The sequence below is a fragment of the Blautia parvula genome (genome assembly GCF_020215665.1).
Classification (GTDB): domain Bacteria; phylum Bacillota; class Clostridia; order Lachnospirales; family Lachnospiraceae; genus Blautia; species Blautia celeris.
Genome location: NZ_CP084061.1, coordinates 3,173,366 through 3,188,207, shown reverse-complemented (window position 1 = coordinate 3,188,207; position 14,842 = coordinate 3,173,366). Strand labels below are relative to the sequence as shown.

The following is a 14,842-nucleotide window of genomic DNA, read 5'->3' as shown; positions in this document are numbered from 1 at the left end:
AGAGAGGAAAGATCATGACAAAACAACAGTTAACAGAACTTTTAAAAGACATGTCCCTGCAGGAAAAGGTTAACCAGATGCTCCAGGTGGCCGGCAATTTTTACATGGACGACACAGTTATCACAGGCCCTATGAAGGAAAACGGCTTCACAGAGGAGAATATATCCCAGGCCGGTTCTGTTTTAGGTGCCCTTGGCGCGTCAAAAATAAAAGAGATCCAGAAAAACTATATGGAAAAACATCCTCACAAGATTCCGCTGCTCTTTATGCTTGACATCATCAACGGCTTCCGCACCATATTCCCCATTCCCCTGGGGCAGGGCGCCACTTTTGAGCCGGAGCTGTCTGAAAAGTTAGCTGCCGCCGCAGCCAAAGAAGCTGCTGTCAGCGGCCTTCACGTGACATTTGCGCCTATGGTGGACCTGGTCCGTGATGCCCGCTGGGGCAGAGTCATGGAATCCACCGGGGAGGATACCTATCTGAACTGCCTCTTCTCCGAGGCCATGGTCCGGGGCTTTCAGGGGGAGGACCTGAAAGAGCCTTACAACATAGCTGCCTGTGTAAAACATTTTGCGGGATACGGCGCCCCCACGGCAGGCCGTGACTATAACACCGTGGAGCTTTCAGAACATACCCTGCGCGAATTTTACCTTCCCTCCTACAAAGCCGGCATTGACGCGGGTGCAGCCCTGGTCATGACCTCCTTCAACACCATAAACGGAGTCCCTGCAACCGGCAATAAATGGCTCATGCGTCATATCCTGAGAGAGGAGATGGGTTTTGACGGAGTCCTCATATCCGACTGGGCCGCTATCGAGGAGATCATCTACCACGGATACTGTGAAGACAGAAAAGAAGCAGCCGTCAGAGCCGCCGAAGCCGGTGTTGACATTGATATGATGACCGGCATCTACTCCGAACATCTGACAGCACTCATAGAGGAGGGTATCCTCGATGAACAACTGGTGGATGAAGCAGTTCTCCGCATTCTGGAGCTGAAAAACAAACTGGGCCTCTTTGAGAACCCATACAAAGACGCAGACGAGTCCAAAGAAAAAGAAATCATCCTATGTAAGGAACACAAAGCTCTTGCCAGAGAGGCCGCCTGCAAGTCCTTCGTCCTCCTGAAAAACGAGTCTGTCCTTCCCCTGAAAAAAGGACAGCACATTGCATTCATAGGCCCCTACACAGATAACCGCAGCATGTCAGGCTCCTGGTCCTTCATCGGCCGCCCGGAAGACACCCTGACCCTCCGGGAAGCCGCCCTGGAATTCCTTGACAGCACAGAAGTATCCTTCCATCCCGGCAGTCCGCTCCTTGGAAATGACATCCGTCTGGAAGGCTTCACAGAGCAGACAGAGGAATCCATTTCACCGGAGCAGCAGCAGAAGATGCTCACAGAAGCCATAGAAGCCGCAAAAACAGCAGACCTGATCATCATGCCTTTAGGCGAGCACTACGTCCAGTCCGGCGAGGCCACCAGCAATGCAAACATACAGATCCCCGAGATCCAGCAGACCCTCTTCAACAAAATTTACGAGGTCAACCAGAACATTGCCGTCATCCTCTTCTCCGGAAGACCCCTGGACATCCGAGAACTTTCCGGTAAAGCCAAGGCCATCCTTCAGGTATGGATGCCGGGCACAGAAGGCGCCCACGCGGTCATGGATGTTCTCACAGGTGCCTTTAACCCCAGCGGCAAACTCCCCATGAGTTTCCCCTACAGCGTCGGCCAGGTCCCGGTCCATTACAACGAATACTCCACCGGCCGCCCCTATACCGGAGCAGACAAAGACCGCTTCCGCTCCAAATACCTGGACATCCCCAATGCCCCCTTATATCCTTTCGGCTACGGCCTGAGCTACACCACCTTCTCTATCTCCCCCATAGAGCTGGACAAGCCCGCAATGGCCAAAACCGAAACCATCCAGGCATCCGTAACCATTAAAAATGAAGGTCCCCTTTCCGGAACCGAGGTCATCCAGCTCTACATCCACGATAGAGCCGCCACCGTCGTCCGCCCTGTCAAAGAGCTGAAACACTTCCGCAAGATCCACCTCCACCCCGGTGAATCCCAAAAAGTAACCTTCCACATCACCGACCAGGACCTCCGCTTCCTCACCGAACACTCCCTCCCGGAAAGCGAACCCGGCACCTTCGACCTCTACATAGGCACCGACAGCACCACCACCAACCAAACCCAATTCACCCTCTTACCATAACAAAAAACTAAATACAAATACAAACCCTCTCCCGCTTATCCCTATAACAAGCAGGAGAGGGATTTTTTCTTTTCCTTTCCACAACCCTGCGGCCATCCAATACCCAGGGGAATCCGGTGCGGCGTCGGCGAGGGAGGGCTGTATCCCGGGGGCGATGTCTTAGTGGAGCGTTCGGAAGATCCACCTGCCCCAGACACTTAATGAGGAGGCCATTGCCGACGAATTTAGTGACTGGGAGCAGGTTAGCTTCCGGACAGCGGAACGCTTCGCCCCCGGGATACAGCCCTCCCTCGCCGACGCCGCACCGGATTCCCCGTCCCTCTTGCACCACCCCCCTTTTCGTGATAGTATAAAAAAGAAAAACCCCCACGGAGGCCCCTCATGAGTTCCTACGAAAACTTCGCCCGCGTATACGACCTCTTCATGGACAACATCCCCTATGAAGAATGGTGCGCATATCTCACCGGGCTTTTGAAAGAATATAATATAGAAGACGGCCTAATCCTGGAATTAGGCTGCGGCACCGGCAATGCCACCAGGATCCTGTCATCTTCCGGCTACGACATGATAGCCATTGACAACTCCCCGGACATGCTGGAGATCGCCATGGAGAAAAAAGCGGAGGACGGCCAGGACATCCTCTACCTTCTGCAGGACATGCGCGAATTCGAGCTCTACGGCACTGTGCGGGCAGTAGTCTCCATCTGCGACAGCATGAACTACATCACAGAAAAGGAAGACCTCCTGGAGGTATTCCGTCTGGTCAACAACTACCTGGACCCTAAGGGCATTTTCATATTTGACCTGAACACTTTCTACAAATACAGAGAGATACTGGGCGAACAGACCATAGCGGAGGACCGGGAGGACGCCAGTTTTATCTGGGACAACTATTTTGACGAGGAGGAGAACATCAACGAATACGACCTCTCTCTCTTCATTCCGGAAGAACACGGCGGGGAGATCCTCTACCGCAAATACGAGGAAGTCCACTACCAGAAAGCCTACACCCTGGAGGAGATCAGACAGCTCATAGAGGCATCCGGCATGAAATTCCTCGCCGCTTACGACGCATTCACCCATGACCCGGTAAAGGAAGATAGTGAGCGCGTCTACATCCTTGCACAGGAAAACGGAAAATAAAAGCGATTACTACAGGCAGTACCGGCAAAGATTAGCCTGAGTTATTATAATAAAAGGAGAAAAAACATGGCAGACTATATAGTAAGAGCAACCGCAGCAAACAGCCAGATCCGCGCTTTTGCTGCAACCACAAGAGATTTGACAGAGCACGCCCGGGCAGCGCACAATACAAGCCCGGTGGCAACAGCAGCCCTGGGACGCCTCCTCACCGCAGGAAGCATGATGGGCGTCATGATGAAGGGCGAAAAAGATTTACTGACCCTGCAGGTCAAGGCAGGAGGTCCTCTGGAGGGCATAACCGTGACCGCAGATTCCAAAGGCAATGTGAAAGGCTATGTGGGCAATCCAAATGTCATCCTCCATGCAAATGACAAGGGAAAGCTGGACGTGGCAGGAGCCGTAGGTGTGGGCTTCATGAATGTGATCAAAGATATGGGTCTGAAGGAGCCGTATGTAGGCCAGACCGTGCTGCAGACCAGTGAGATCGCCGAGGATCTGACCTATTATTTCGCTACCAGCGAACAGGTTCCCTCATCCGTAGGCCTTGGTGTCCTTATGGAAAAGGATAATACGGTAAAACAGGCCGGCGGCTTTATCATCCAGCTCATGCCCTTTACAGAGGAATCGGTCATCAGTCAGCTGGAAGAAAATCTGAAAGATGTAACCTCTGTCACAACCATGCTGGAGGAAGGCCATACACCGGAATCTCTGCTGAAGACCCTGCTGAAAGGCTTTGATATAGAAATCAATGAGACGATTCCCACACAATTTTACTGCAACTGCGATAAAGACCGGGTAGAAAAAGCACTGATCAGCGTAGGCAGAAAAGAGCTGCAGGAAATGATCGATGAGGGGAAAGAGATAGAGATGAACTGTCACTTCTGCAACAGAAATTACACATTCTCTGTGGAAGAGCTGAAAAATATATTAAAACGCTGCAAAAGAGGGTAAAGAAAGGTCAGGTACAATATGAGAGATGGTTTTATCAAAGTGGCGGCCGCAACACCGGATATACTGGTAGCAGACTGTGCACACAACAGACAGGAAATTGTGGAGAAGGCCAGGGAAATGGCCGGGAACGGGGCAAAGATCCTGGTGTTCCCGGAGCTTTGTCTGACAGGATATACCTGCCAGGACCTGTTTTGGCAGGGAGCTCTTTTACACAGGGCAGAGGAGGAGCTGAAGACAATCCAGAGAGAGCTTCAGGATGTGGACGGTCTGATTTTCATCGGACTTCCCCTGAGGCATAAAGGCAAGCTCTACAATGCGGCGGCAGTGCTGAACCAGGGCAGGATACTGGGATTTGTCCCCAAGCACCATCTGCCCAATTACGGTGAATTTTACGAGGCCAGATACTTTGTTCCTGGCCAGGCATTTGACGGATATGTGGACTGGCAGGGGGAGAAAGTTCCCTTTGGACAGAATCTGCTGTTCCACTGTGCGGAAGTACCGGGACTCTGTGTGGCAGCAGAAATCTGTGAAGACCTGTGGGCACCGAATCCGCCCAGTATTTTCCATGCCATGGCAGGAGCCACTTTGATCGTCAATCTCTCAGCCAGCGACGAGACCACAGGAAAGGATGCCTACCGAAGAGAACTGGTAGGTGGACAGTCCGCCCGCCTCATCTGCGGATATGTATATGCAACCGCAGGCAACGGGGAGTCCACCCAGGATCTGGTATTCGGAGGACAGAATCTGATCGCGGAGAACGGAACCATTCTGCGGGAGGCAAAACGCTTTGCCAATGAGACCATTTACGGTGAAATTGATGTGGAGCGCCTGGAAAGCGAGAGAAGAAGGATCTCTACCTGGCAGCCGGAATCCAAGGAGGAATATACACAGATTTCCTTCCATGTGAAACAGGAGCAGACAGCCCTGTCCCGTTTCTTTGACCCCAGCCCCTTTGTGCCGGATGATAAAAAAGACAGAGAGAGAAGATGTGATGAGATCCTCACCATGCAGGCCATGGGTCTTAAAAAACGTCTGGACCATACAGGATGCAAAGCTGCAGTTCTGGGCATTTCCGGCGGTCTGGATTCCACCCTTGCCCTTCTGGTGACTGCAAGAGCCTTTGATCTGTGCGGTCTTGCCAGAAGCCAGATCACAGCGGTGACCATGCCCTGCTTCGGCACCACGGACAGGACATATACCAATGCCTGTGAACTCACAAGAAGGCTGGGAGCCACGCTTCGTGAGGTTGACATAAAAAAGGCAGTGCTGCAGCATTTTGAGGACATCGGTCATGACTATCAGGACCACAATGTGACCTTTGAAAACGCACAGGCCAGGGAGAGGACCCAGGTTATTATGGACATTGCCAACAGCTGCGGCGGCCTTGTGATCGGAACAGGGGATTTGTCGGAGCTGGCTCTCGGATGGGCAACTTACAACGGGGACCATATGTCCATGTACGGGGTAAACGGCTCTGTGCCGAAGACTCTCGTCCGCCATCTGGTGCGCTATTACGCGGATACCTGCGGGGAACCGGAACTGGCAGCCATTCTGGAGGATGTGTTGGATACACCGGTGAGCCCTGAGCTGCTTCCGCCCACGGACGGTGTTATTTCCCAGAAGACAGAGGATTTGGTGGGCCCCTACGAGCTGCACGATTTCTTCCTGTATTATATGATGCGTTTCCAGTTCGGTCCCGCTAAGATCTACCGCATAGCCAGAATCGCCTTCGCGGGCATGTATCATGACGAAGTGATCCTGAAATGGCTGAAGAAATTTTACTGGAGATTTTTCTCCCAGCAGTTTAAGCGTTCCTGCCTGCCGGACGGTCCAAAAGTGGGCAGCGTGGCAGTGTCACCCAGAGGAGATCTGCGGATGCCCAGTGACGCATCTGTGAGGATCTGGATGGATGAGTTGGAGACTCTGGGATAAGCGGATAAGGCCAGAGGATAGAAAGGGGGCGCAGGATTTGCGGACGAATAAAATGCGTGCTGTAGTGTATCAGGGGAAAGGCGCGGTATCTCTGGAGGAGCGTGATATCCCTGTGATCCGGGACCCGGGGGATGCTATTGTGAAAGTGACACTTACCACCATATGCTCCAGCGATATTCATATAAAACACGGTGCAGTGCCGAAAGCCGTACCGGGAACCATCCTGGGGCACGAGTTTGTCGGACAGGTGGTGGAAACAGGAAGCGCGGTGAAGAAGGTGAAGCCCGGAGACAGAGTGGCTGTCAATGTGGAGACTTTCTGCGGGGAGTGCTTTTTCTGCAGGCGCGGGTTTGTGAACAACTGTGAGCATGAAAACGGAGGCTGGGCTCTCGGATGCCGCATAGACGGAGGACAGGCGGAATACTGCCGCATTCCCTGTGCGGACAATGGACTGACTAAGATACCGGACCATGTGACCGATGAGGAGGCTCTTTTTACCGGGGATATACTCTCCACCGGCTACTGGGCTGCCAGACTGGGTGAGGTAAAGCCGGCAGATACAGTTGTGGTTATAGGAGCCGGCCCCACCGGACTCTGTACCATGATGTGTGCCCGGCTGTACAGTCCTGCCAAGATCATCGCCATAGACGTGGATGAAAGCAGACTGGAACTGGCGAAAAGACAGGGGCTTGCCGATGTGACGGTATGTCCCGCGGAAGAGCCCTGCCGCTATGGGGCAGAGGATTATGCCGATGTTGCGGGGAAGGTACAGGAGACTGTTGTGCAGCGTGTCCTTGCAGAGAGCCACGGAAGAGGCGCAGATGTGGTATTTGAGGCCGCAGGCGGAACGGATACCTTTGAGCTGGCCTGGAAGACAGCCAGGCCCAACGCGGTTGTGGTGATCGCTGCCATGTATGAAAGAGATCAGACTCTGCCCCTGCCGCAGATGTACGGCAGGAATCTGACTTTTAAAACAGGCGGAGTGGACGGCTGCTATTGTGAGGAGATCATGGAGCTTCTGGCGGCAAAGAAGCTGGATACAGGATGCCTGATCACCCACAGGACCCGTCTGGAAGATATTATGAAGGCATATGAGATATTTGAACAGAAAAAGGACGGCGTGATAAAATACGCGGTAAAACCATAAGAATGCGGACAAAATAAGACCGCAGAAGGAGAACGATATGGAAAAATTAAGAGTGGGTGTATTGAGCACAGGAAATATTGCAGCCACTATGGCGGAGACACTCCGCTGTATGGAGGATGTGGAGCTGTATGCAGTGGCATCCAGATGTCAGGAGAAGGCAGACGCGTTTGCAGAAAAATACGGATTTGAAAAGGCATTCGGTACATATGAAGAGATGGCAGCAGATGAGAAGGTAGACCTGGTCTATGTGGCAACCCCAATCTCAGAACACTGTTCCCATGTGAAAATGCTGCTTGAAAACGGCAGGAACGTCCTGTGCGAGAAGGCATTTGCCGTAAATGCCCGGGAGGCCGAAGAGATGACTGCGCTCTCAAAAGAAAAGGGACTGCTTCTGGCAGAGGCCATGTGGGTCAGATATATGCCCATGGCAAGGACACTGCAGGAGGTACTTGCCTCCGGTGCCATCGGCACACCGTATACCCTGACCGCTAACCTGGGATATCTGCTGGAGTCAGTACCCAGGATGATGAAGCCTGAACTGGCAGGCGGCGCCCTTTTGGATGTAGGTGTCTACACTCTGACATTTGCATCTATTGCGTTCGGGGATGACATCTCCTCCATTGACACTTCCGTCATTATGACAGACACGGGAGTGGACGCACAGAGCAGCATAACCATTGGCTATCCGGATGGGAAGATGTCGGTGCTGAACAGTTCCCTCCGCGCCCTTTCCGACAGACAGGGAATCATTTACGGGACAAAGGGCTTTCTGGTTGTGGAAAACATCAATAATTTCGAGTCCATCACAGTCTATAATGAAAAACGGGAAGTGACAGCCAGATATGACCAGCCAAAACAGATCAGCGGCTATGAATACGAGGTAAGGGCCTGCAAAAAGGCCATAGAAGAGGGAATGTGCGAATGCCCGGATATGCCCCACAGCGAAACGCTCCGCATTATGGAGCAGATGGATGCTGTCCGTGAGAAATGGGGCTTTCGTTATCCAATGGAAAAATAAGAAAATACCGGTTGACTTTTCCTTACTGCAAATGTAGTATATAGATAGATACTACATTTGTAGAAAAAGGGAGGAGTACAAGAATGATTAAAAAAAGAGGGATTGTCCTTGCTGCATCCATGGCTGTGCTTCTGTTTGCAGTCACCGGTCTTATGGGATGTTCTTCAAAAGAGAACGACAAGTCTGACAAGAAAACAGAGACCCGGGAGGAAACTGGAAAAGAAGAAAAAACAGATGCAAAAGGGGATACCGCGGAGAAGGCAGCCATAGAGACCGGGAAGCTGGAGAAAATGCTTCCGATCTTTGACTCCGTGATACGCTTTCAGGCACAAAGCCGGGAGCCGCTTGAATACAGCGCTTCTGACAGTAAATATGTATGGGGAGTCCTGAACCGCATTATCACAGATTACGCCAGAGTCGGCGATAACGGAGTGGATTACACAGAGGATTCCTCCATGAAACGTGTCCCGTCCGGAGTGGTAAAAGAATATGCCCAGGGACTGTTTGCAGGTATTGAAACACTGCCTGAACTTACGGCGGACTTAGAGCAGGAGATTGGTATAGAGTCTGTGGAAAATGAATATCTCTTTGTTCTTGGTGACCAGGTGGAAATGACTGTCTCCATACAGGACTATAAAGAAGGCACAGACGGGGGCTGGATCGTAAATGTGAGTTCACATTATCCATATCCGGCATCCTCCGATACACCGTCAGCCGTGAGTTCCTTTCGCATTGTGGAGAACCCTTACGGCGGGCTGTTTCCCTATGCGGTGAAGGAGGTCATATCTGCAGCGGTGCCCGAAAATGCTGATTCTGGTGAGGAGCAGGGAGAAGTTTCCGGGGAACAGGAGAATCCTTCCGATACACCGGAAACACCGGACTCTGAGAATCAGGAATCCAACAGCGGAGAACAGGAGGAGCCGGAACAAAGCGGGCAGGATTCAGACCCTGCGGATACCGATTCTGACGATGATATGTCCATTGATGAGTATGTGGAAAAATACGGGGAAGAGAAAGCTCTGGAAAAGTACGGGGAAGTTCCGTTTAATAAGTATTATTTAAGACCAAAGGAAGCCAGAGAGAAGATGGAAGAAGAGGAAAGGGAAAAAGGGACAGAGGAGGATTCAGGATCTGCAGAACAGAATACAGATGAAACACAGTGAGTGCCGGAACTGAGATTTAAGGCAGGCAGCGGGGAACGTATATGGGTACGTTCCCCTTTTTGCTGTATAAAAAATCCGGGATTTTCATTATGTTATTTTGACTGAATTTATCAAATGTGTTTTGTGCATAAAAACGAAGAAAAAGAAATAAACAAGTGAAATATGCAATGATACATTCGATATATATTGTGCGTTGTATCAATTATGCGCAAAAGGTATTGCGGCTAAAATACGCATATGCTATGATGTCAAAATAAATATGGAGAACCAGGAGGAACAGACATGATACGGAAATATACATACGGAAATCCTTTTTGTACGGACGCGGTTGTAAAGGATATGGCGGCAGAGACCCAGACTCTGCCATATCTGCAAAAGGCAGAGCAGGACGGCAGGCTTATATTTTCCTGCAGCCTTGGGGAAAAGGACCTGGTGTACGGACTGGGTGAAAATGTAAGAGGGATCAACAAGCGGGGATGGCTTTACCGAAGCTGCTGTGCAGATGAGCCAAACCATCTGGAGGACAGGCATTCTCTGTACGCATCCCACAACTTTTTAGTGATTGCCGGTGAGACGACCTTTGGCGTCTTTTTTGATTATCCGGGCATTATCAGCTTTGACGTGGGCTATACCCACATGGATGAGCTGGTGATCACACTGGAGGAACCGGATGCGGATGTCTATATTCTGGAGGGCAGCGATATCCGGCAGATCGTAAAGGAGTTCAGGGGTCTGATCGGCAGAAGTTATATTCCGCCCAGATGGGCATTCGGATACCAGCAGAGCCGCTGGGGTTATAAATGTGAGGCGGACATCAGGGAGATAGCAGAGGGCCACAGGAAGAATCATCTGCCTCTTGACAGCATTTACCTTGATATTGATTACATGGAGCGGTATAAGGACTTCACTATTGACGAGGAGCGTTTTCCGGATTTTGAAGGTCTGGTGAGGGATATGAAGGCGCAGAATATCCGTCTGGTGCCTATCATTGATGCCGGTGTGAAAGTGGAAAAAGGCTATTCCGTCTATGAGGAAGGTTTGGAGAAGGGATATTTCTGCAAAGACGAAGACGGAAAAGAATTTATCGCCGGTGTGTGGCCGGGACAGGTGCATTTTCCTGACGTGCTGAACAAAGAGGCCAGGGAGTGGTTTGGAAACCAGTATCAGTTTTTGCTGGATAAGGGGATCGAAGGCTTCTGGAATGATATGAACGAGCCCAGCATTTTCTTTGCTCAGGATCGCATGGATGATACTATTGACGCCATTGCAGACCTGAAAGGGAAGAACCTGGACCTGGATACTTTCCAGAAATTTACCGGTCTGGTGGACGGTCTGGCGAATAATACAGATGACTTTAAAAAATTCTATCACAAGACGGATGCAGGACAGATGCGCCACGACAAGGTTCACAACCTGTTCGGCTATAATATGACCAGAGCGGCAGGGGAAGCCTTTGAGCGTCTGTGTCCGGACAAGAGGATACTTATGTTCTCCCGCTCCTCTTACGTGGGAATGCACCGCTACGGCGGTATCTGGACAGGGGACAACAAGTCCTGGTGGCAGCACCTGCTTCTCAACCTGAAGATGATGCCGAGCCTTAACATGGTGGGGATTCTCTACACAGGCGCCGATATCGGAGGATTCGGTTCTGATACCACGGAAGACCTGGTAATGCGCTGGATCCAGCTTGCCATGTTCTCACCGCTTATGAGAAATCATACGGCACTGGGAACCAGAATGCAGGAGGTCTATCAGTTTGACCATATGGACCGGTTCAGGGATATTCTGGGACTGCGCTACGGCATGCTGCCCTATATTTACAGCGAATACATGAAGGCGGCCCTGCGCGGTGAGATGTATTTTACACCGCTGTCCTTTGTCTACACGGAAGATGAATTTGCACCCCAGGTGGAGGACCAGCTTCTTGTGGGAGACAGCCTTATGATAGCTCCTGTGTACAGCCAGAACGCGGAGGGAAGATATGTGTATCTGCCGGAGGAGATGGCGCTTCTGCGTTTCCGGAGCCTGACGGACTTTGATAAGGAAATCCTGCCGGCAGGCCATCATTATGTGAAAGCAGGTCTGTATGAGATGCTGGTATTTGTGCGCCCGGATAAGATCCTTCTGTTGTCTGAAGGCGGAGAATCCACGGAAGATGTGGATACGGATTCCGTAAAAGCCCTGGCATTCGTAAAAGAGAAGGCTGTTTACGAGTGGTATGAGGATGACGGAAAAGGGAAAGACTTTGAAAACCCGGCGAATTATGGTATGATTGAAATCGACAAGGCAGGAACCTGTGTGTATACAGGCTGCCGGAAGAAAGAGATTCAGGCTGAAATACTGTAAACAGATTGGGGATTTAAGAATGATTACAATAAAAGAGATAGCCAATATGCTGAATGTGAGCACCACCACGGTGTCAAATGTTATCCACGGCAAGACAAAAGAGGTATCACCTGCCAATGTGGAGCGTATCCGGAAGGTTCTGGATGAGTATGACTATATGCCCAACATCAATGCCCGCAACCTGGCAAGCAACCGCTCTAAGATCATCGGTATGGTGGTAAAGGTCAATGGAAAGGAAAATCCGTTTAAAGACCAGTTTTTTGGGGAGCTGCTGGGTGCAGTGGAGGACCGTGTGAGAAGCAGAGGCTATAATCTGATGGTCTATGCACTGAATGATGTCCGGCAGGTCCAGAAATTTATCCTGTCATGGAATATGGATGGACTGGTGACCTGCGGTTTTGTGGAAGGGGAAATCTCATACCTGCAGGAACGTTACAAAAAGCCGATTGTGATCATTGACGATTATGATACAAATGACCTGGAGCGCTGCATCAATATCCGGCTGGAGGATAAGAAAGCTGCCTATGAGATGACAAAATATGTCATCGGATGCGGTCATAAAAAAATCGCGTTTCTTGCCGATAATAATGTGAACCTGGATCATCAGCGGTTCCTGGGATACTGCCAGGCCATGGATGAGGCCGGACTTTTTGGCAGCGAGGAAAATTTTCTGAAAATATGTCCCGGAAACAGGGGAGAGAAGAACAATCTGGATGAGCTGTATGAGAGATCCTTTGCCTATACGGCGATCATATGTTCTTCGGATTATTATGCCGCAATGCTCCTCAATACTTTTCAAGACAGAGGGAGAAAGATTCCGGATGACATATCCATCACCGGCTTTGATGACGTGGAGTACGCCTCCCTGGTAAGGCCGGCACTCACCACTGTGCGCCAGGATATCCAGGAAAAAGGACTGGTGGCGGTTGATATGCTTGTAAAAATGTTGGAGGAAAACCCCAAGGACATGGAGACATTGGTTGTCCTTCCCACACAGATGGTCATTCGTGATTCTGTAAAAAGGATTAACGGGTAAGAAAGTAAAATAATAGTAACTGTTCTGTCAGGTCTGCGCATTTACTGCGCTGACCGTGCAAAAGAGTAGTGGCGGCAAGTATTCGCCCCATCGCGAAGCGATTTTTAATGGGCGAATACCCGTAACGATTCAGCTGGCTGAATCGTTACAAATAATATACCGTATGGCTGCAGAGATACTGCCGCCATACGGTATTTTTTTGCTTTTTTTATGGATTGTGTACAATGTGAATGACATAAGAAAAGGGCAGCAGCAGAGAATACAGAATATAAGCTTATGCGCAAAAGTATTAAAGCATCGAATGAACAGAAAAAGGTTTTGCGAAAAACCTTTTGTAAAAATTATACAAAAATATAGACTGAATACCAGGAAAATGGGAAGTGTTTCTGTGAAAAATAGAGAAATGAATATAAGAGGTTATAAAAAACATTGATTTTACGCGGAAGTGGTGGTAAGATACAAAACATCAAAACCTTATGCGCAAAAGGTATAAAAAGATAATCCTCAGAAAGGTTGGTAAGAGAGATGAAAAAGAAGGTTTTAGCGGCACTGCTTGCCGGAGCAATGACAGTTACACTGGGAGCATGCGGAGGGAATACAGGCAGTGGAAATGACACCAGCAAGGCAGACGACAACACACAGGGGACAACGGACACAGCGGATGTGAGCAAGGATGCCATTCGCTTTATGAACACAAAGATCGAGATTGACGGAGCTTTGAAAGAGTTTGCAAAGCAGTACCAGGAAGAGACAGGACAGGAAGTTGTGATCGAATCCCTGGGCGGCGGTGTGGATGTAAACGGACAGCTCAAAAATTATTATGCAGCAGGCAACATGCCGGACATCTTTGCATTTGCTGCAGACTCTTACAAATCTTCTTTTAAAGACTGGCTGGAACCACTGGACGGAGAGTCCTGGATTGACGATACGGATTATGCGTTTAAGGGAGAGGACGGAAAAGTATACGGAATGCCTTTCGCACTGGAAGGAATCGGTCTGGCATACAACAAAGATATTCTGGATAAAGCGGGGGTTGACCCGTCAGCGCTGACAAATATCAATGCTTACAAAGAGGCATTTGAGAAGATAGATTCCATGAAGGACGAGCTGGGAATTACATCCGTGTGTGCTGTAGCGGCAGAGTCAGGACAGATGTACTGGTCAACGGGCAACCATATGATGGCAGCTTACATTTCTCAGGGAAAAGACAGAACGGACAAAGATATTATTGATAAGCTGAACAAAGGGGAGATTGATAAAGACAGAATGGGACAGTTCGGTGACTGGCTTCAGTTATTGTTTGATTATTCAGATCAAAACGTATTGATCTCCGGTACATATGATGACCAGCTTGCACTGTGGGCTACAGGAAAAGCAGCATTCATCACCCAGGGTAACTGGATCGACCCGTCACTTCCCACCTATGAAGCAGAGTTTGCATGCGGACTGGCACCGGCGGCATTTATGGAAGAGGATACAGACGGCATCATAGTGGACGCACCGGCTGTATGGGGTATCTATAATGAGAGTGATAAGATTGACGCCTGCAAGGAATTTTTAAAGGCATTGGCAGAGAGCGAAGAGGGACAGAGAGCCCTGGTTGAGGACTGCGGAATGGTTTCTCCGTATAAATCCTGCACACTGGAGCCGAGCACACCGCTGGCAAAAAGCATGCTTCCTTATATCAAGGACGGAAAAACCTATGCATGGGATTGGCTGACACAGCCGGAAGGTATTGCACAGAATGCCACAGGAGCTGTATTTGAGCTGTACGCAAAAGGACAGCTGGATAAACAGGGATTTGTAGACACCATGGAATCAGTAATCAAAGATTATGTAGCATCTAACGGAAGCAATTAACCAGTTTACCGGCGGTTTTCCCCG

10 protein-coding genes are annotated in these 14,842 nt (G+C 50.0%); all 10 read left to right on the top strand.

Annotation, left to right across the window (positions count from 1 at the left end):
- Positions 1–14: 14 nt before the first annotated feature.
- The 10 genes from bglX (at position 15) to LC508_RS14705 (ending at position 14,818) form a co-directional block, all read left to right on the top strand.
- Positions 15–2,222 carry a beta-glucosidase BglX gene (gene bglX, locus LC508_RS14750; protein ID WP_103732420.1) on the top strand — a complete coding sequence of 736 codons (2,208 nt, stop codon included), beginning with the start codon at positions 15–17 and terminating at the stop codon, positions 2,220–2,222.
- 381 nt (positions 2,223–2,603) lie between these two features.
- Positions 2,604–3,365 carry a class I SAM-dependent DNA methyltransferase gene (locus LC508_RS14745; RefSeq protein ID WP_033139195.1) on the top strand — a complete coding sequence of 254 codons (762 nt, stop codon included), beginning with the start codon at positions 2,604–2,606 and terminating at the stop codon, positions 3,363–3,365.
- 66 nt (positions 3,366–3,431) lie between these two features.
- The gene (gene hslO / locus LC508_RS14740; RefSeq protein ID WP_054352001.1) at positions 3,432–4,316 is read left to right on the top strand and encodes an Hsp33 family molecular chaperone HslO; all 885 of its coding nucleotides are present in this window, start codon (positions 3,432–3,434) and stop codon (positions 4,314–4,316) included.
- 18 nt (positions 4,317–4,334) lie between these two features.
- Positions 4,335–6,248: an NAD(+) synthase gene (locus LC508_RS14735; protein ID WP_103732286.1), complete on the top strand. Its 1,914-nt coding sequence runs from the start codon at positions 4,335–4,337 to the stop codon at positions 6,246–6,248.
- Between the two features lie 52 nt (positions 6,249–6,300).
- Positions 6,301–7,395: an alcohol dehydrogenase gene (locus tag LC508_RS14730; protein ID WP_054352002.1), complete on the top strand. Its 1,095-nt coding sequence runs from the start codon at positions 6,301–6,303 to the stop codon at positions 7,393–7,395.
- A 37-nt stretch (positions 7,396–7,432) separates the two neighbouring features.
- On the top strand, positions 7,433–8,413 hold the full coding sequence (locus LC508_RS14725) for a Gfo/Idh/MocA family protein (RefSeq protein ID WP_054352003.1): 981 nt from the start codon (positions 7,433–7,435) through the stop codon (positions 8,411–8,413).
- A gap of 83 nt (positions 8,414–8,496) precedes the next feature.
- Positions 8,497–9,576 (top strand): hypothetical protein, encoded by a 1,080-nt coding sequence (locus LC508_RS14720; RefSeq protein ID WP_054352004.1) that lies wholly within the window; start codon positions 8,497–8,499, stop codon positions 9,574–9,576.
- A gap of 282 nt (positions 9,577–9,858) precedes the next feature.
- Positions 9,859–11,922, top strand: a complete 2,064-nt coding sequence (locus LC508_RS14715) for a glycoside hydrolase family 31 protein (RefSeq protein ID WP_103732285.1) — start codon at positions 9,859–9,861, stop codon at positions 11,920–11,922.
- A gap of 19 nt (positions 11,923–11,941) precedes the next feature.
- Positions 11,942–12,958: a LacI family DNA-binding transcriptional regulator gene (locus LC508_RS14710; protein WP_147396151.1), complete on the top strand. Its 1,017-nt coding sequence runs from the start codon at positions 11,942–11,944 to the stop codon at positions 12,956–12,958.
- 525 nt (positions 12,959–13,483) lie between these two features.
- Positions 13,484–14,818 carry an ABC transporter substrate-binding protein gene (locus tag LC508_RS14705; RefSeq protein WP_103732841.1) on the top strand — a complete coding sequence of 445 codons (1,335 nt, stop codon included), beginning with the start codon at positions 13,484–13,486 and terminating at the stop codon, positions 14,816–14,818.
- Positions 14,819–14,842 lie beyond the last annotated feature (24 nt).